This is a genomic window from Burkholderia paludis, assembly GCF_000732615.1.
In the GTDB taxonomy this organism is placed as follows: Bacteria; Pseudomonadota; Gammaproteobacteria; order Burkholderiales; family Burkholderiaceae; genus Burkholderia; species Burkholderia paludis.
This window is the reverse complement of sequence record NZ_JPGL01000008.1, coordinates 217,221-235,179: the sequence shown is the minus strand read 5'-3', so window position 1 is coordinate 235,179 and position 17,959 is coordinate 217,221. Positions and strand designations below refer to the sequence as shown.

General features: G+C 62.1%; 13 protein-coding genes and 2 pseudogenes. 10 read left to right on the top strand and 5 right to left on the bottom strand.

The genetic code is table 11. From position 1 onward, the window contains the following. The first annotated feature begins 85 nt into the window (after window positions 1–85). Both GQ56_RS0106030 and GQ56_RS39200 read left to right on the top strand, forming a co-directional pair. Entirely contained in the window at window positions 86–1,378 is a 1,293-nt protein-coding gene (locus GQ56_RS0106030) for an acetyl-CoA hydrolase/transferase family protein (protein WP_031397785.1), read from the top strand. A 29-nt stretch (window positions 1,379–1,407) separates the two neighbouring features. Next, window positions 1,408–1,998 (top strand): annotated as a pseudogene (locus tag GQ56_RS39200) (CoA transferase); the annotation flags it as partial. 318 nt (window positions 1,999–2,316) lie between these two features. Here GQ56_RS39200 and GQ56_RS0106020 read toward each other — a convergent pair. Beyond that, entirely contained in the window at window positions 2,317–3,513 is a 1,197-nt protein-coding gene (locus GQ56_RS0106020; protein ID WP_031397784.1) for an FAD-dependent monooxygenase, read from the bottom strand. 45 nt (window positions 3,514–3,558) lie between these two features. Here GQ56_RS0106020 and GQ56_RS46410 point away from each other — a divergent pair, with 45 nt between their 5' ends. Continuing rightward, window positions 3,559–4,215 carry a PadR family transcriptional regulator gene (locus GQ56_RS46410; RefSeq protein ID WP_081894835.1) on the top strand — a complete coding sequence of 219 codons (657 nt, stop codon included), beginning with the start codon at window positions 3,559–3,561 and terminating at the stop codon, window positions 4,213–4,215. Further along, window positions 4,125–4,583 (top strand): gamma-glutamylcyclotransferase, encoded by a 459-nt coding sequence (locus tag GQ56_RS46405; RefSeq protein WP_162836095.1) that lies wholly within the window; start codon window positions 4,125–4,127, stop codon window positions 4,581–4,583. Before GQ56_RS46410 ends, GQ56_RS46405 begins: the two co-directional genes overlap by 91 nt. Before the next feature lie 344 nt (window positions 4,584–4,927). Here the strand turns inward: GQ56_RS46405 and GQ56_RS0106000 are convergent, their stop codons facing one another. After that, window positions 4,928–5,476, bottom strand: a complete 549-nt coding sequence (locus tag GQ56_RS0106000) for a TetR-like C-terminal domain-containing protein (protein WP_052007194.1) — start codon at window positions 5,474–5,476, stop codon at window positions 4,928–4,930. Window positions 5,477–5,663: 187 nt separating this feature from the next. Here GQ56_RS0106000 and GQ56_RS0105995 point away from each other — a divergent pair, with 187 nt between their 5' ends. Continuing rightward, window positions 5,664–6,911 (top strand): alpha/beta hydrolase family protein, encoded by a 1,248-nt coding sequence (locus GQ56_RS0105995; protein ID WP_031397780.1) that lies wholly within the window; start codon window positions 5,664–5,666, stop codon window positions 6,909–6,911. A gap of 41 nt (window positions 6,912–6,952) precedes the next feature. Here GQ56_RS0105995 and GQ56_RS43965 read toward each other — a convergent pair. Together GQ56_RS43965 and GQ56_RS0105990 are read right to left on the bottom strand one after the other, a co-directional pair. Next, a pseudogene (locus tag GQ56_RS43965) lies at window positions 6,953–7,078 on the bottom strand (IS481 family transposase); the annotation flags it as partial. Window positions 7,079–7,206: 128 nt separating this feature from the next. Continuing rightward, the gene (locus tag GQ56_RS0105990) at window positions 7,207–8,577 is read right to left on the bottom strand and encodes a flavin monoamine oxidase family protein (protein WP_031397779.1); all 1,371 of its coding nucleotides are present in this window, start codon (window positions 8,575–8,577) and stop codon (window positions 7,207–7,209) included. A gap of 651 nt (window positions 8,578–9,228) precedes the next feature. Between GQ56_RS0105990 and GQ56_RS0105985 the strand changes: the two genes are divergently transcribed. The 3 genes from GQ56_RS0105985 to GQ56_RS0105975 all read left to right on the top strand — a co-directional run bounded on the left by GQ56_RS0105985 (window position 9,229) and on the right by GQ56_RS0105975 (window position 12,977). Beyond that, window positions 9,229–10,677, top strand: coding sequence for an aldehyde dehydrogenase family protein (locus GQ56_RS0105985; RefSeq protein WP_052007193.1), 1,449 nt, complete (start codon window positions 9,229–9,231; stop codon window positions 10,675–10,677). A 193-nt stretch (window positions 10,678–10,870) separates the two neighbouring features. Continuing rightward, window positions 10,871–11,362, top strand: a complete 492-nt coding sequence (locus GQ56_RS0105980) for a hypothetical protein (protein WP_052001378.1) — start codon at window positions 10,871–10,873, stop codon at window positions 11,360–11,362. A 253-nt stretch (window positions 11,363–11,615) separates the two neighbouring features. Continuing rightward, window positions 11,616–12,977, top strand: a complete 1,362-nt coding sequence (locus GQ56_RS0105975; protein WP_031397776.1) for an NAD(P)/FAD-dependent oxidoreductase — start codon at window positions 11,616–11,618, stop codon at window positions 12,975–12,977. A 207-nt stretch (window positions 12,978–13,184) separates the two neighbouring features. Here the strand turns inward: GQ56_RS0105975 and GQ56_RS0105970 are convergent, their stop codons facing one another. Further along, on the bottom strand, window positions 13,185–13,847 hold the full coding sequence (locus GQ56_RS0105970; protein WP_081894832.1) for a TetR/AcrR family transcriptional regulator: 663 nt from the start codon (window positions 13,845–13,847) through the stop codon (window positions 13,185–13,187). Between the two features lie 818 nt (window positions 13,848–14,665). On the opposite strand from GQ56_RS0105970, the gene GQ56_RS0105965 reads away from it, so the two are divergent. After that, window positions 14,666–16,030, top strand: coding sequence for a DUF1329 domain-containing protein (locus tag GQ56_RS0105965; protein ID WP_031397774.1), 1,365 nt, complete (start codon window positions 14,666–14,668; stop codon window positions 16,028–16,030). 75 nt (window positions 16,031–16,105) lie between these two features. Then, window positions 16,106–17,947, top strand: a complete 1,842-nt coding sequence (locus tag GQ56_RS0105960; protein WP_031397773.1) for a DUF1302 domain-containing protein — start codon at window positions 16,106–16,108, stop codon at window positions 17,945–17,947. The last annotated feature ends 12 nt before the right edge of the window (window positions 17,948–17,959 follow it).

Genomic DNA, 17,959 nt, shown 5'->3' with positions numbered 1-17,959 from the left:
CGCAACCTCAATCCGTCACGACGACGAACCCGGACGACTCGAATGATGCCGGAGCATGCGACGTGACCTTCGACCTTGTCCATTCATGAACCACGCAGAACCCGCGATTCCGGGCGGTTCGACCGATGCCCGCCAGGGCGGCGACTGTTCCGCACTCTCCACGCTCGTTCGTCCCGGCAATACGGTGATGTGGGGGCAGTCGCACGCCGAGCCGGTGACGCTGATGCGCGCGCTGGTCGCCCAGCGGCACGACCTGAAACGGATTCGCCTCTTTCTCGGCATCGGCCTCGCCGACGTGCTCGCCCCCGAACACGCCGACGCATTCGATTTCCTCGCCTATTGCGGCAGCGGCGCGAACCGCAAGCTTGCGCGCGCGAACGTGCTCGACATTCTCCCCGCGCACTATTCGCAACTGCCGGAGCTGATCGGCAGCGGCGCGTTGCGGATCGACGTCGTGATGCTGCAGGTCTCGCCGCCGGACGAGCAAGGCCGCCACAGCCTCGGGCTCGCGCGCGAGTACCTGGTCGAAGCGGTGAAGCATGCACGGGCGATCGTCGCGGAAGTGCATCCCGACGTGCCGTGGACCTATGGCGGGCCTTACTTGCGCGCCGCCGACATCGATTTGCTGGTGCCGTCGGACGCGTCGTTCCCGGACGCCGCGCCGACGACACCCGGGCCGGTGGAACAGGCGATCGGGCGGCACGTCGCGTCGCTCGTGGAAGACGGCGCGACGCTGCAGACGGGTATCGGCGCGATTCCGGATGCGGTGATGGCCGCGCTCCACGGCAAGTGCGACCTGGGCGTGCACACCGGCAGTATCGGCGACGGCATCGCGACACTGTGCGAAGCCGGCATCGTGACGAACGCGCGCAAGACGATCGACGCGGGCGTCACCGTCGGCGGGGTCATCATCGGCTCCGCGCACGTGCGCCGTTTCGCGCATCGCAATCCCGCGCTCGAGCTGCGCGGCACCGAATACACGCATAACCCGCACGTGCTGCGCCGCATCGATCGCTTCGTCGCGATCAATTCGGCGGTGGAGGTGGACCTGACCGGCCAGGTCAATGCCGAGGTCGCCGCCGGCACGTACGTCGGCGCGATCGGCGGCGTGGCCGATTTCCTGCGCGCGGCGCAGGCCAGCCGAGGCGGTGTGCCGGTCGTTGCATTGCCGGCCACGGCGGGCGCGCACAGCCGTATCGTGAGCCGGCTGGCAGGCCCCGTCACCGTGCCGCGCAGCGATGCGTGCGTGATCGTCACCGAATACGGGATCGCCGATTTGCGCGGCCTGTCGCTTGCGCAGCGCATTCCGAAGATGATTTCCATTGCCCATCCCGATCATCGCGAGCAGATGGAGCGCGACGCCCACGCGCTCGGCTGAGCGGGACCGCGCGGCACGCCACCACATGCGCGGCGCGCCATTTCCTCGGGCCGGACGCGTGTCTCGCGATCAACCCGGCGCTCGTCTACGGCCGGATGACCGGCTGGGGGCAGGACGGCCCGCTCGCGCAGGCGCCGGGCCACGACATCAACTACATCTCGCTGAGCGGCGTGCTGCATTCGGTCGGCGCGGCTGGCGGCCCGCCGGTGATCCCGCTCAAGCTGGCCGGCGACTTCGGCGGCGGCTCGCTGTATCTCGCGCTCGGCGTGGCGTCGGCGCTGCTCGAAAGCCGGCGCTCAGGGCAGGGGCAGGTCGTGGACGCCGCGATGGTCGACGGATCGGCGTCGCTGATGACGCTCTTCTACGGCATGTTCGCGAGCGGGTACTGGAATGACGCGCGTGGCAGCAATCGCCTCGACTCCGGCGCGCCCTGGTACAACGTGTACGAGACGAAGGACGGCCGCTGGGTCAGCGTCGGATCGAACGAGGCGCGCTTCTGGCGCAATACGCTGGCCTTGCTCGGCCTGCCCGAGCGCGACATGCCGGATCAGCACGACCGCACGCGATGGCCCGAGGTCCACGCGAAATTCGCCGCGATATTCCGCACGCACACGCGCGACCCCGGGAACCGTGCTGGTGCAGGGGGCGGGCGGGATGCTGGCCGCGCACGTAGATCACGCCGTCGATCGCGCTGCTGCCGCCGAGGCCCTTGCCGCGCGGCCAGGACACGGTCCGGCCGTCGAGCGTCGGCGCGGGCTCGGTATCGAACGCCCAGTTGAACCGCTTGTCCATGAACCGCTTCCCGGTGCCGGCGGGCATGCGTGCATTCGGCGCTCCGCCGGTATCAGCCGTGGTCGATGCCGGCACGACGTCCAGCGACGATCGCCCCGAAACCGCGATCGCGCGGCACATCGCTGCAGAGGGCGCAAACGGGACGCCTATAGCGCAGCGGCATCCCAGTCGATCCGGTAGGCGTGGACGGAACCCAGCATCTTCATCGGATTGAAGACCGTCTTCAGCGCGATGGGCATGACGACGTGCATGATCGCCTTGCCCAGCGGCCCCAGCGCCTTTCGGGTATTGGTGCGTGCCGCGGCCGCCGAGATCGCTTCGACGCGCTCGCGCCGCAACTGCTCGTAACGCGCAAACGCCAGCGAAGGCGTCGGGATGTCGCGCAGGCAACGCGCGAGCTGAATCGCACTTTCGATAGCCAGCGATGCGCCCTGGCCCGAACTCGACGACGGCGCGTGCACCGCGTCGCCAACCAGCACCATCCTGCCGCTGTGCCAGCGAGGGACGGGCGGCATCAGCTCGCTCGCGATCGGCGCGAACAGCTGGGCCGGGGCGGTGTGCCGCAGCAGCGTTTGCGCCGGATAATCGTCGCGGTAAAGTTCGCGCAGTTGTGCGAGCCACTGCGTCGACGGTATCTCGCGGATCGCCTCCATCGATGCGGGCGTCGCATGCGGCAGATTGCCGAACCAGCAGATACCGCGATCCGGATCCGCCCAGTAGCCGAGAAAGGCGTGCCTGCCGAACACGAAGGTCATCGTACCGGATGGAATGCGCAGCGTATCGAGCGGCGCCAGCGCCCCGAAACCCAGGGTTCCCGCATAGCGTGGCGCCGGCGCGCCGGGATCGATCAGGCCGCGCACGGTGGAACGAATGCCGTCCGCGCCGATCAGGATGTCGCCGCTCGCATGACTGCCGTCCGCGAACGACACCTGTACGCCGTCCGCCGCCTCGCTCGCACTCACGAGCCGCTTGCCGTGCACGATCGGGATCCCGGCGGCCACCACTGCGTCGCGCAGCACCCGGTACAGATCGGAGCGATACACGACGCGACCCGGCTGCATGCCTTCCAGCCCGTCGAACCGCGTCAGCACCTTGCCGCGGGCATCGGCCATTGCCATATGCGCGATCGGCTGGCTCACCGCACGGAGTGCCGCATCCACGCCGACGATCTTCAGTGCCTCGAGCCCATTGGGCGACACCATCAGGCCCGCGCCGATACCGTCCGCGGATGCGGCGTACGACTCGTAGAGGGTCGATCGGATGCCGGCCCTGGCCAGTGCCAGGGCCACGACGGGGCCTGCAATGCCGCTACCGGCGATCAACGCGTGCCGTACCTTGTTCATCGGGATCACCTCATGATCATATTATGACTAAAGTATAGTCAAACTATGAATATGAAGGCAAGCCACGACCCTACTCGACATCAGGATCCGCAATTGAAACCCCGCTCAAGGCAACCTTCTCCGCTTGCGATGGTGATACTCGGCTTTGTGCTGGAGGCCCCGTCGCACGCGTACCGGATGCACGAACTCATCCGGCAGCGCGGCAAGGACAACGTGGTGAACGTCGCGCAACGCAACAGCGTCTATCAGACCCTTTCACAGTTGAAGGCTGCCGAACTCATCTGCGTTCGCGAAACCGCGCAGATGGAAGGGCGGCCGGAACGCGTGGTCTACGAGATCACGCCGCTGGGCAGGAAGACGTTCTACGCATGGCTGGAAGCGATGCTCGGCGAACCTCGACGCGAGTTCAACGAATTCCCTGCCGCGCTCGCCACGATCATGGCGCTGACTCCCAAGGTCGCGCATGCGCGGCTGCAGCAACGTCGCGACACGCTGAAGCAGCAACTGGCCGAGGCGGCATCGACATGTCGGCAATGGCAGGACAAGGGCTTGCCGCGTCTCGTGATGCTGGACGACGAATACAAGCAGGTGCTGCTGCAAGCAGAAATCACATGGCTGGACGGTGTGATCTCGGAACTCGCGTCGGGCGCGCTGGACTGGAACGAGAAATGGCTGCGCGAACTCGCGGCGCAGTTTGGGTAAGGTCTTCGGAGGAGCGCGTCGAACGCGAACTCCTGCTGCTTTGGCGCAGAGAAATGGTTTGTGGCGCCTACGTACCCCGGTGGGTTGAAATGAAGGACATCGAGGGCAAGGCGCTTGGCTTCGCGATCACCTTCACCATCGATGCTTCTGCGCCACAGTATGCCGGCGATCTCGATCAGGACGTCGTGGTCGATCGCTTGGCCACCGCCGCGGGAGGGTTGGGCAGTTCGAGCGAGTATCTGTTTCAGACGTGCCAAGGCTTGCGTTCGAATGGTCTTCGCGACGCCGAGCTCGAACATCTGGCGTCACTGGTTCGCATCGCACATGAAGACCAGGGGGTTTCGGGGCCCCGTTCGCAGGCATATTGACGATCCGAAAATGCCTGTGCGGGCTCAGGATGGGCAAGGGCGGGTTCATCGGGCGATGCATGAACACACCGTTCATTCCGGCGCAGGATTTCGAGATCGCGAGGGGTTTGGGCGTCGGCGCGCGGGTGCGGAGATGAGCCGCCGACCAGAACATCGAAGGCTTACGCCATTCGCGACGGATCGGATTTCTGTTGGACTCATCTTGCCGCCTACGCCACCTTCGTCGCCAGCTGGTGCTCGTGGCAGGGCCCGCTCGCGGTCGGCGAGGATCTCGCACGGCTGCGCGCGCCGGGATGGATCAGGTGCGAGCCAGGCGTCCACGTTCGACGATTGGGATTTGATGACTAGCCCGTCGAATCCTTTCCAGCGCAGTCCCGAGCAGCTTCGATACCGGCTAGCAGGAACGCCCGGTCGACCCGTCGAGTCGTACCTTCCAGCGTCTGCGGCGAGCCGGCAAACAGCGCCTGCATATAAATCGGTGCGAGCACGACTTCCGCGATCAGCCCGGCGCTGGGCACGACGTCGCCGCGTCTGCGCGCCGCTTCGAGCATTTGATCCAGCTCTTCCAGCCGCCGTCCAATGGGCGTACTCATGATGTCCCGCTCCTCTGTCGCAACCTGAGGCGTCATCGCCATCACGCGCAACAGCGACAGCGAATGCTGGTTGTTCATGGAACGCGCGATCGACATCGCCCATGTCACCAGGTTCTCGCGCACCGATCCACCGGTCGGAATCGGCTCTTCGCGAATGAGCCGGTCAATTGCGACGTCGGCCATCAGATTCCGGATATCGCCCCAGCGTCTGTACAGGCTCGTCTTGTTGACGGCCGCCCGCTCCGCGACCTCGAGCATGGACGGAATTTCGCCGTGCCGCTCGATCAGAAGCGCTTCCACTGCGTCGAATACCGCGTTCTTGACCCGCGTGCTTCGCCCCCTCGGGCGCTTTTGTGGTGTCTCAGTCATGTCTAATTAAAGCAAATTAAGTTGCATTTTGTCCAGGGGTGTGTAAAAGTGAATTTAGTTGCTTTAGCTTGGCGCGCCCGGCCCCCCGGGCGATTGCCGATTTCTTGAGGAAACAGCCATGACCACGCACGCAGTTGCAAGCCCGCCCGTACATCCTGGCCCCCTTCTTTTCCCCGGCGACGAACAGTTCTGGTTCGAGACGGTACGCATGTTCGGCGCCGACGAATACGGCGGCGGCTCGTTCGGCGAGGTCATGGCCGTCAGCGCCCGCATCACGGCGGGCGACTACGACAGTTGGTACGAAGCATGGAACGCCATGGCGGATCGCATCGCTGCGGAGGGCGATCGCCAGCTCGCCCGCAGGCACGGGATCAGCGCTCGCGACAGCTATCTGCGCGCCTCCAACTATTACCGTTCCTCGGAGTTTTTCCTGCATGCCAATCCGCAGGATCCCCGTGTCAGCCGAGCATATGAGCGCTCGGTCGCCTGCTATCGGTCCGCGGCGGCGCTCTACGATCCTCCGATCGAACTGGTGGACATTCCCTATGAAGGCACCACGTTGCCGGGCTATTTTCACCACGCCGGCGAGGGCGTCCGGCCGTTGCTGATCCTGCATAGCGGCTTCGACGGCTCCGCCGAGGAACTGCACTGGAGCGGGGCGCGGGCAGCGGTGGAGCGCGGCTATCACGTGCTGTGCTTCGACGGCCCCGGGCAGTGTGGCCCGCTGCACAGCGAGGGGCTGGTTTTCCGGCACGACTGGGAGAACGTCGTCACGCCAGTGGTCGATTTCGCGCTGACACTGCCCGGTGTCGATCCATCGCGTATCGCACTGCGCGGGGAAAGCCTCGGCGGCTATCTCGCGCCCCGCGCGGCGGCCTTCGAGCATCGCCTTGCGGCCCTGATCGCCAACGACGGACTTTACGACTACGGTGCGCCCCACGTGAGCCGCATGCCGGAGGCCGGGCGGGACGCGCTGTTGAACGCGTTGCGGGCCGGTCCCGTGCCGCAGATAGATCGGGCGATGGAAGCGGCCATGGCGGCGTCGCCGGTGGCGCGCTGGGCGATGACTCACGGCATGTGGTGCTTTGGCGCCACAACGCCCAGCGAATACATCGGCAAGACGCTCGACTACACGCTGGCGGGCGGGATTGCCGGGCAGATTCGCTGCCCGACCCTCGTGTGCGAAGCCGAGGACGACCTGTTCTTCAAGGGGCAACCTCGGCAGCTTTACGACCATCTCACGTGCCGGAAAACCCTGATGACTTTCACTAACGAGGAGGGCGCGGGCGCGCATTGCGAGGTCGGAGCCGGCCGTCTTGCCAACGCCCGCATGTTCGACTGGCTGGATGAGACACTGGGGATGTGAAGTCGTATATATCGTGGGATGTGCGGTTCGCAGACATCGGTTCACTTTCTTGAAGACCGTGTCTTTGGCGTGTCGGAACCAGCGGCTCCGGTAGGGGACACGGGTTCCGACACGCACCGATGAGGTTCGCCGAGGATCTTGTCGACCCGCCATTCGCGGTGGCGAATTATCGGCTAATGGAACCGCGCGGCTATCTCCCGCCTGCCGAAGCGGAGGCAAACTGCTGCAGGCGCCGCCGAAATGCCTCTAACGTGTCCGCATTAACCTGACCACCTCCAGAATTCCCCGGTGCGGTTCATTGGCGCAACAGCCCGATCACCTCATTGGCGGCCCGGATGCCGGACTCCAATGCGCCTTCGAAATATCCAATGCACTCTGTTGCTGTCTCGGTGCCAGCCCAATGAATGCGACCGAACGGTTCGCGAATACTGTCTCCGTATGAGGTGAGCACACCGGGAGGCATGTGGCAGGCGTAGCCGCCGAGCGCCCATTCGTCCGTTGTCCAGTCGTAGTCCGCATAGCCGAGGGGCACTGCCGCTTCGTCACCGAAGTAATGCGCCAGATCGGCAACGATATGCTCCCGGCGCGCCTCCTGGCTCAACCCGCTCAGTTCAAGCGCGTGATTCCCTTCGATCAGACCGACCAGTACGCCGACACTTTCGTCTTCCGGCGACTGATCGAACACAAAACCCAGATGATGGCCGACGCTGGCAACCGAGCCATTCAGCCCGCGACGGCGCCAAAAGGGCGTGGGATAAGCCACATGTATCTTGATGACCGCACCCATTTGCATTCTTTGCAGCAATCCTGCTCGCTTGACAGGCAGCGGGGGGCTGAAATGAATGCGGGATGCCAGCGGAGGCGGTGCCGTCACGATCGCGTACCGCGCATCGAACGTACCCTGTGCGCAGGTGATGCGCACACCGTCGGCATGTTGCTCGATCGCGCTCACGGGCGCGTTCAGCAAAATGCACCCGTCCAGGCGCTCTGCCATGCGTTTCGGGATCTGCCAGGCGCCGCCAAGGAACTTGTCCTGTTGGGCGCCACCTTCGACGCCCATCATCGTTTCCAGGCCGCCGCCCTGCCGGAGGCATTCCAGGAAGAACAGATAGGAGACGTGCAGGGACTCGGTGCAGGTAATCGCGCTCGTGACAAGGCGGGCAAAGTCGCGGGCGGCGGTAGTGTCGACATGCTTGTCGAGCCATGCCTCGATGGTCATCGCATCCCATTGAAGGGCATTCTCCGCAAGCCACGGCGCGCCGGCGGGAAGGGTCTGCATGTCGCGCTTCCAGCGGTGCAAGGTCAGGCCAAGCTCCAGGGTGGATAAAAACGGAAGCTTCGGCGTGCTTGAATAGGCGTGAACCTTGCCGTCGATATTCACAAGGCTGTTGCCGTTCGTGTATTGGCGATACGTCGGTACGCCAAGTTCCGTGGCTTGTTCCCGCAACAGCCTTTGTGACGCGCCGAGCCATTGGCCACCGAAGTCCACTGTTTGCCCGCCGACTTCTCCCGGCATCGATCTCCCGCCGACCCGGTCTCGGGCCTCGAGGATCAGCACCTGCTTCCCGGCTTTCCTGAGCTCGAGTGCCGCTTTCATTCCCGAAAGGCCGGCTCCGATAATGAGGACATCCGATTTCTGGTCAGCCGAATTGACAGTAGTTGCCACGATGCTCCTCTCTTGGTCACATGTCCGCCGCGCTGGGTCACGACACGCCCGTCATCCAGCGTAGCCGACTTCAAAAAACTTCATCCCGCCGCCGATACGCCGCTGGCGAGGGCACTGTCCATGGTTTTACGTTGGCACGCGACGGCGCACGAAGCTACCGTGCGGCGTTGCGCATCGGGCAAGCACTCGCGATGCCGGGATGCATTGTTATAGGTCGATAGACCAATTTTTGCAAGTCTCCGGATGACTTTCCACGGGTGCTCCGCGGGAGGAACATGCACGTCATTCATCCCGGAAATCGTATTCAGCGCCGCGGGACGACACATGACGCTGGCCGGAATTACGTCTGACGATTAGCCAAAATTCTCAAATATCTCGCGGAAATCGAGTCGTTTCGTCCATCGAGCAGCCCCCAGCCTGCTATCGGAGCTGATGTCACAATAGGGTTTTCCGCGCTGCAGCATCGTTTCAAGTTGTCCTGAGTCAAGATGTGTTGTATAACGCGAATTAGGTCATTCGACATATTGTGTGGTGCTGACTACGAAGGGCACCCAACTACGCGTGTCCGGAACGTGTCGTTCGCCGCCCGTGAAGCGGGGGCGGATGATCGTGGGGCCCATATCCGGCGGCTCATTTTGATAAGGAACAACCATGACGTATGAAAAGGCGGAGCTGGAACGCATTCTCCATGTTCAGCGTGCGGCATTCCTTGCCGAGGGCGGTGCGTCCGCGGCGGTGCGAAAGTCGCGCGTGGGGCGGCTCGCGATTGCGATTCTTTCGAATTTCGATGCGATTGCACAGGCTCTGAGCGCCGACTATGGCAACCGTCCGCCCGAGTTGACCAAGGCGCTTGAAGCGCTGCCGTGGTCCGAAGACATTCTCCACACGCTCGACAACATCGAGAGATGGATGGAGCCGGAGGAAATCCCGGGCGGATTCATTCAGCAAAAGCCCAAGGGCGTCGTCGGCGTCATGGGTGCATGGAATTTCCCGGTGACACTCACCTTCGAACCGGCCCTGAGTGCGTTGGCGGCCGGCAATCGAGTCATGATGAATTTTCCCGAATATCAGGTTCAAACCGGGCGTCTGCTGGCGAAAATCGTCTCGGAAACCTTCGATGAGGCTGAGGTGGCCTTCATTCACGGTGACCTGTCGACGGCCCAGTCATTCTCGGGGTTGCGGTTCGATCATCTGTTCTTTACCGGCTCTCCCAACATCGGATCGATCGTCGCACAAACGGCGGCAAGCAATCTCGTTCCCGTTACAACGGAACTCGGCGGAAAAAATCCGGTGGTCGTGGCGCCCGACGCCGACCTGAATCTGGCCGTCAGCCGAATTGCAACGACACGCATCGTGAACGGAGGGCAGGTTTGCCTTTGTCCGGATTATGTCTGGGTGCCGAAAGGCATCGTGACGACCTTCGTTTCCGGGCTGATCGATCAGTACAACTCGATATTCAGGACTTATCTTGAGAATCCCGCTGTCGTTTCCGTCGTCAACGAGCGAAATTTCGACCGCGTCGTCGACCTCGTGGATGACGCGGTCGCAAAGGGCGCGAAAAAGTACGTAGCGGTGCCGGAAGGTGAAGCCGAGCGGTTGCCCGATCGTGCGTCGCGAAGAATTCCGCCGACTATCCTGATCGATGTGCCTGAGACGGCCGAGATTACCAATGAGGAGGTATTCGGCCCGGTGCTTGTCGTGTATGGATACGACGACTTGCAGGAAGCGATCGAATATATCGCGGCACGCCCCGAGCCGCTCGCTGCCTACTGGTATGGCGGCGATGGCGAAAATTTTCAGTACTTTCTCGATCGCACGACGAGTGGTGGGGTCACGCGCAACGACGGGTTGCTGCATGCCATGCTTCCCGGCGCTCCGTTCGGTGGAATCGGTAACTCAGGGTCGGGTGCCTATCATGGCAAGACCGGTTTCGATACGTTCACACATCGTCGCCCAGTGGCCTCGGTGACCCGTCCGGACGGGGTCGCCAATCCGCTCGTTGGCGACTCGTTGGTGTCGGCGCAGATGCAAGGCTATCTTGACGGCGCGATAGCGTCCGTCATCGAGGCGTTCAAAGCCAGGCTGACTGACGCCAAGTAGTTGAAACGCGTTGCGATGTCGGGTCGCGGCATGCGTCTTGCTCGTTCCGGGCGAGCCTGCTTCTGCCGCACCAACGACAGATAGACGCGCCGCCCGACCTCTTCGCCAGTCATGTGGTTTGGATCGGGATGTCTGAAATCCCGTCGCGGGAATTTATTTTTTGGCCAGGCACGCGTTGCGTGAGGTAATTGTCATGATGCCTTCCAATGAGTTTTCAAAGGGATTCAAAGGCGAAATCCAGAATCGGGCGTTCGCGCTTCGCGCCATCGGGCGACTGGCAAATCGTCTCGAGGGTGATCCGCGTCAGCCGCTCTGGGCGGCCTATTTGAGGCTCGAAGAGTTCAATGAGCCGATCTATCGTCAGGTAGCAGGCCGGTGGGGGATGGATGTGACGCCTGGAACCGGAACGCTGATCAAGGCGTGGGTACTCGGCTCGGTACCGAAGTTCCTGTTAAAGCCATTTTTGAAACTCGTTTATTCGAAAACGGTTGTCTATTGTGACGAGCTACGAAAACTCAGAAGCATAGGACCATCGAATTCCAGGGATTTCCTGGACTACATGGTCGATCAGGAGGATTTCCAAATAGAAATGATGCGGCTCTCGCTTGACGGTCAGGATGCCGTGCTTGCCCGGAAGATTGATTCGTTCGTTCAAAAGTACGGTCGAACGTTCATGGCCAGGTAGCGTCGCAAAGATCGACACATCTGAGTCGACCGGGCAACGACAGATGTTGCGGGTGATTGCCGTGATGACACGGCGGTCGTTCCTGAACCCGGGGCGCGCATCTTGTAGTGAACCCGCCTGCTTCCCGAAGGAGACAGGCGGGAAAGCATGGTCCATACACCGGCCGGACTATCTGGCCACTTTGTCGCCCCGGTACCTTGGCAGAGGAACCCGGCTGCTCCTGAGTTTGATCCCGTCACGTGGAAACGTCACTATGTCATTTGATCAAGCATCACTTCTTCAAAGCAGGTCGTTCTGGCAGCACACCTATGGGCCATATTCGCCGAATCCACCTTTGGGAGAAGATCTCAAGGTTGACGTGGCGATTGTCGGCGGTGGATTCACGGGGCTGAACACGGCATGGCAGTTCAAGAAAGACAACCCCAATGCGCGTGTAGTCGTGCTTGAAGCCGCTATCGTCGGCTTCGGTTCCAGCGGTCGGAACGCGGGCTTCAGCACGAAAATGTTCGGTCTCGAGCCCGAGATGGTTCTGTTGCGCTGGGGCAAGCAGAAGATGGTTGACGCCCACCGCTATTTGCAACTGGCGGTGGCGCATACCAGGCGCCTGATCGAAGAAAACAATTTTCAGTCGGACTACTGTCACGGTGGGCTGGTCCGCGCCACCTATACAAAGCAGCAGTTGAGCCGAATGCAGAAGACCCATGAGCTGTTCCAGCAACTCGGCATCGACGAGGACATGGAGTGGCGGAGCGCGGAACAATTTCAGCAGGACTTCCATTCGGAGCGTTTTTTCGGCGGCATCTACGAATCGGAGACCGGATACCTCAATCCTTGCAAGCAGGTACGGGCCCTCAAGACCTTGGCGGAATCGGCCGGCGTCTCCGTTTACGAGACTACCCAGGTGACGAATGTCGAAAGGACGTCGTCGGCGATCGTCGTCACCACATCGAACGGAAAGGTCACGGCGGACAAACTGGTCGTTGCGACCAACGCATACACTCGGGGGGTTCCCGGCCCGCAGAAGTTGCGCTCGCGCCAGTATCCGCTTTGGACCTATCAAGTTGTCACCGAGCCGCTGAGCGATGCCCAATGGAAAAGTATCGGCTGGAACGAGCGGCAATCGTTCGGCGACAACCGGCAGATGCTGCATTATTTCAGGCCCACGGCAGATGGTCGGATCGTCATGGGCGGCGGCGACGCGATCACGTACCGGACGGGCGCCATGGAAGAGGTCTCCGCCCCGGCTGCCTGGCAGCATTGCGAAGATCATCTCAAGTGGATCTACCCTCAACTCAAGAATACGCGCATCGATTATCGATGGGGCGGCCCTGTCTCGATCACCCTGGACATGGCTCCCGAAATCAGCTTCATCGACGACGAACGCATCATTTACTCAGGCGGATGCTTCGGTCACGGTGTCGCATTGACGCATCTCAATGGCCGGACGATCGCCGATCTCCTTGCGGGAACGCGATCCGAGCTGACTGACTTCTGGATTGTGAACAGAAAGTCGTTGTCGATGAAAAGCGATGCACTCTCCTATCTCGTGGGCAGGGTGGCGCGCCAGGCGCTCAAGTCTTGGGATTGGTGGGAGGAGAAAGGCCTCAGGAGGTAACGTCGACGGCCGTCGCGGTCTTGCAACTGCGGCATTCGACGGAACGGCAATGCGTCGTCGGTATCGCGCGGGGTATTCGGCGGTCGCTCGACCTTGAACCCCGCTTCATCGCACTTGCCGTGTCAACCACGGGCTTGCCGTCGCTTTCGGTGCATGTCCCTTGCCATGCGTGACGGCTACCGGACTCAGTCGCTTGCGGGGCGCCTGTCACGGCATGGATGCAACCGTGAGGATCGCCTTCACGGCTTCGTCCTCGATGCCTTTGATATCCGACGGGAAGCGGTTGCGCTGGGGGATGAGCACCAGGAGCCCTTCGATTTGCCCCGCTATGAGCGCGGCGCGACGAGCACGCACATTTGGGGACAGCCGTGGGTTGACGGCTGCGACGAAGCCGCCAATCATGCGGCGCTGGAACAAATACGCGTCTTCCATGCTCTTGCGCGCGAATTCCTGCATTTGCGCCAGCGCCCAGAAATTGACAAAGAGGCTTTGGGTTCGCGGTTGTTTGCCGTCTTCGATGAGCAGGCGGACAAGCTTCTCCAGCCGTTGCTCGGGGGTGAGCGACGCGTCGGTTCGAATGCTGTCGTAGTTTCCCGAATACTCCGCGGTCGTCTCGGCAATGATCGCCGCGAAGAGGTCTTCGCGCGTAGGAAAGTAGTGCTGCAAATTCGATAGCGCCAGCCCCGCTCTGGTCGCCACCTTGCGCATGCTGAGCCCACCGTAACCCTCTGCCACGAAAATCTCGATGGCGCTCGCGAAGATACGCGCAACCGTGTTGCGACCACGGTCCGTCAAAGGACGGGTCACGCCACCGACCGATGGCGCAAGGGACGCATTGCCACTTCCGCCTGTCAACGATCTCACGGCCATCGGGTTCGCTTCCTGAGTTGAGCTGTGAACGCATTCCTGCGTTTGCCATAACGGATTGCCGGTCGGGTGACCTTATTCGGGCAGGCGATTGCTTGACGACCTTCGATACCGGGCGCGGCGTCACCCCGACCTGAACCGGGATCCACAACTCGCAGCAGATCGAAAGTGCACAGCGAGACCGCATCGCGGCCTTTTCCCCCAAGTTTAACCCGCGCAAAACACTTTTGGATCGTCGTGCTGCGGACCGGCGCGGCGCTTCCAAGAAGCGGGCCGATAGACGCACCTCCGCCCCGATGGTCAGTCGCCGTTCCGTGTTCCTCGGCGTAGCTCAATCCATCGAAAGCTTTATTTAAGGTCGGATGACTAAATCATGTGAATGCGACGATGTGCCGGAAAGGCCGGTTCCCGGCCCCCGCGCTGACGGATGCGGTCATTTTTCAGACGCTTCAGGATCGATGTTTTTATCAATTAGATCAAGGTCTCAGACGGTATCTCCGTCGACATTCCGCCTGTCTCCGCTACGTGCAAGGGTTTAGCCTTAGTTGCGATCAAAAATACCCGTGTGTATAACGACAAATAGGTCGAACGACCAATTTATGGCTGGATGAACAAGGATCAGGCGGTAAAGGTGCAACTGCGTCCCTCCATGCGGGACGTGGTATCCGCGGTGGCAGTGATCGTTGTTGTCAGTTGGCCGGGATCAAGAACGACGGGGATTTCGCATCGACGATTCGCGGCGTTCCACATCAACGTCCTGCATGGTTCACGCCGAAGAGCCGTGGTCCGTGTGCGAGAACAGAGACAAGAGGAGAGTGACGATGTACAAGCGGAAAAACGTAGGCGTGTCTTGCTTGGCTGCCGCGCTGGTGCTGGTCAGTGCGACGGCCGTCGCGGACGGCGATCTCACGCCCGCCGGCGCGGAAAGTGCGGCAAGCAAGGACGGCCTTGTTCCTTCGTTCGTCGGGCGACAAGCGCCCGCATCGGGTTGGGAATGGGGCAAATTCCGGGGGAGCTTCTGGAAACATCGGACAGAGAAGCCGCTTTACTCGATCGATGCGTCGAACGTCGACAAGTACGCCGACAAGCTCTCGCCCGGCGAGATTCAGTTGGTCAAGCAACTGAAGGGCTATCGCATGGACGTGTATCCGTCCCACCGTGAATGCCAATTGCCGGATTTCGCCGAACAGAACTCGAAGTCGAATCTGACGACGGCGAAGCTCGATGCATCCGGGGAAACGATCCAGACCGCCGTGTTTCCCGGCGTGGCGTTTCCCCAGCCCAAGTCGGGGGCCGAAGCGATCCTGAATTACGAAACCCGCTATCGGGGCGTAGGGGTCGAGTGGGCGCCGATCGTCACTTCGATTTCCCCGCGTCCGGGCAGTAGCGACTGGATCGATGCGGTCGGGCCGCAAGTCTTTTTCTCCCCGTACGGGAAGAGCGGCAAGACGGCGCCTCAGGACGTGGATCAGCTCAGCCTGGCTGCTTACTTTTCGGCGACTTCTCCGGCCGCCCTGGCAGGACAGGCCTTTGTTCAACGCCAGTATTTCAACCGGGATTCGGAGACGTACTACTACTTTCCCGGCCAACGCCGCGTGAGACGCATGCCGGCCTATACGCACGATGCGCCGCTGATCGGCTTCGAGAACCAGTATCTGATCGACGAAGCCAACATGTTCAACGGCGCTATCGATCGCTTCAACTGGAAGCTGGTGGGCAAGAAGGAGATGATCGTTCCGTACAACGACTTCGGTATGTACGCGTTCAAGGACAAGTTGCATGACGTGGCGACGCCTGGCGGCATCTCGCCGGACCATCGCCGTTACGAGGTGCATCGTGTCTGGGTGGTCGAGGCGACGGTCAAGCCCACCGCCCGTCATGCTGCGTCGAAGAAGGTGTTCTATCTGGACGAGGACAGCTGGCTCGCGCTCGTTGGCGAAGACTATGACGCGCAGGGCAAGCTCTGGAAGGTGCGCGAGAGCTATCCGGTTCCGGTGTGGGAACTGGGCGGCGCTTGCGACAACGAGCCGTTCGTCCAGTATGACCTGATCAATGGACGTTACGTATTCGACGGATCATCCGTCGGTCAGGGCAAGGACCTTCACTGGTACGAGCGCGCCGACGATCCGCGCCTCAAGTCCGACTTCTTCACGGCCGAATCGCTGAGATCGGCCAGCGAACGCTGATTGCCCTGAAAAAAGAAAGCAGGCCCGACGGTCGCGCGCGCGCCGTCGGCATCCGGTCTGGAGAAGAGTGACGCGATGAAAGCAGGTAATATCGTTAAGACTACTACGGTATCGATTGCAATGCTGGGTGCGGCAACATCGACTGCATACGGGTACGAGTTCACGCTCGATGACGGCAGCATTCAGGGATCGTGGGTGACCAATCTCACCGCGGGCGGCGGGATCCGGACCAAGAATCCGAGCTGCTCGCTGACCGGAGATCCGAACGCGTATGGTTGCGGCGCGGCCGCCAATACGAACCAGTGGGGCTATGGCGACGAAGGCGACCTCAACTATCGCAAGGGACAGCCGTTCAGTACCTACGTGAGCGCGACCAGCGAGCTGCTGCTGAAGATGCCGGCCGAAGGACTGAAGTTCATGGTGCGCGGTACGGGGATGTACGACTTCCTTGCCGGGAACACGGCCCGAACGCCGCTGTCGAGCACGGCTTCCGCGCAGGTGGTGTACAACGCACAGCTACTCGATCTGTGGGCGCAGAAGGACTTCACGATCGGCGGGCAGAGTGCTCACGTTCGGCTCGGCAATCAGGTGATCAACTGGGGCGAGAGCATGTTCGCGCAGAGCGGCATCAACTCGACCAACTCGATCGACGTGCAGAAACTGCTGATCCCGGGTTCGCAGCTCAAGCAGGCGCTGCTGCCGGCCCCGATGCTGAGCCTTGCGGCCGACCTGTCGCACGGGTTCAGCACCGAGGGCTATTACCAGTTCCAGTGGAACGGCAACCGCCTCCCGCCGGTCGGCTCGTACTGGTCGCTGGCAAACGTCATCGGGCGCGGCGCCGAGCCTTTCACGATCAACACGAACAACCCGAACGTGGCGGGCCCGGGCGTCGGCACGATCGCCAACGCAATCGGCGGCGGGGCGGCGGCGGGCAACCAGGATACGCTGAATGCGATCCGGAACGGGCTCGTCAACGGCACGTACGCCGGGCCGCCGTTCAACGACATCGGCGTTCCGGTCACGACGCAATTGCCGTCGAAGTACCGGCCGCAGTTCGGCGTGAAGTTCAATTACTCGCCGCGCGCGTTCGACGCGAACTTCGCGTTCTACTACCTGAACTACACGGACAAGTCGCCGGTGCTCTCAACGCTGGCGAATGGCACGGCCCAGTGGTCGTATCTCCAGAACCGGCAGTTGTTCGGCGCGAGCGCGAACTTCGGGGTCGGCCCGTGGGCGATCGGCTCCGAGCTGTCGTACCGGCCGCGCGATGCGGTCGCGCTGTCGAGCTGCTACGGCGCGGGCGGCCCGACCGACCTGATCACGAACGGCGTGCAGGGCGTCAACTGCCAGCAGTGGGCCGACAAGAAGAAGCTCCAGCTGGACGTCAACGGGCTGCTGGCCCTGACGCGCAGCGAGTATCCGTTCCTGAAGCTGATCGCAGCGGATTCCGCGACGCTCACCTGGGAACTCACGTGGATCTACTACCCCGGCCTCGGTTCGGACGTCACGCGCACGCTCGACGGGCAGGCGGTCACGCAGGTGCCCGCCACCGGCTATTTCCCGTGGCTGAACAACAACTCGGGGCTCGGTTATCCGATTACGCAGGGGCAGGGCACGTCGAGCTCGGTGGGGGCGACGATCGATTTCAACTGGACCTACGACGGCTCGCTGATTCCCGGCTGGCAGGTCACGCCCGGCGTAACGTTCTCCGACGGCCTGTACGGCTATACGCCGACGTTCACCGCGAACTACATGCAGGGCGCGAAGTCGGTCAACGTCTACGTGCTGTTCAACCAGAATCCGCCGACATGGCAGGCGGGCATCAACTTCGCGGCGTTCTTCGGCGGCCACAACACGGTGGGGAATCCGTATGCGGACCGAAATTTCGTCGGTGTGTTTGCTACCCGGAACTTCTGACGGGAATAAACG

Excerpts from the sequence above, each read along its gene's own strand:
- GQ56_RS0106030 (WP_031397785.1), top strand. The coding sequence starts at position 86 with ATGAACCACGCAGAACCCGCGATTCCGGGCGGTTCGACCGATGCCCGC.
- GQ56_RS0106020 (WP_031397784.1), bottom strand. The coding sequence starts at position 3,513 with ATGAACAAGGTACGGCACGCGTTGATCGCCGGTAGCGGCATTGCAGGC.
- GQ56_RS46410 (WP_081894835.1), top strand. The coding sequence starts at position 3,559 with ATGAATATGAAGGCAAGCCACGACCCTACTCGACATCAGGATCCGCAA.
- GQ56_RS46405 (WP_162836095.1), top strand. The coding sequence starts at position 4,125 with ATGGCTGGACGGTGTGATCTCGGAACTCGCGTCGGGCGCGCTGGACTG.
- GQ56_RS0105995 (WP_031397780.1), top strand. The coding sequence starts at position 5,664 with ATGACCACGCACGCAGTTGCAAGCCCGCCCGTACATCCTGGCCCCCTT.
- GQ56_RS0105985 (WP_052007193.1), top strand. The coding sequence starts at position 9,229 with ATGACGTATGAAAAGGCGGAGCTGGAACGCATTCTCCATGTTCAGCGT.
- GQ56_RS0105980 (WP_052001378.1), top strand. The coding sequence starts at position 10,871 with ATGATGCCTTCCAATGAGTTTTCAAAGGGATTCAAAGGCGAAATCCAG.
- GQ56_RS0105975 (WP_031397776.1), top strand. The coding sequence starts at position 11,616 with ATGTCATTTGATCAAGCATCACTTCTTCAAAGCAGGTCGTTCTGGCAG.
- GQ56_RS0105970 (WP_081894832.1), bottom strand. The coding sequence starts at position 13,847 with ATGGCCGTGAGATCGTTGACAGGCGGAAGTGGCAATGCGTCCCTTGCG.
- GQ56_RS0105965 (WP_031397774.1), top strand. The coding sequence starts at position 14,666 with ATGTACAAGCGGAAAAACGTAGGCGTGTCTTGCTTGGCTGCCGCGCTG.
- GQ56_RS0105960 (WP_031397773.1), top strand. The coding sequence starts at position 16,106 with ATGAAAGCAGGTAATATCGTTAAGACTACTACGGTATCGATTGCAATG.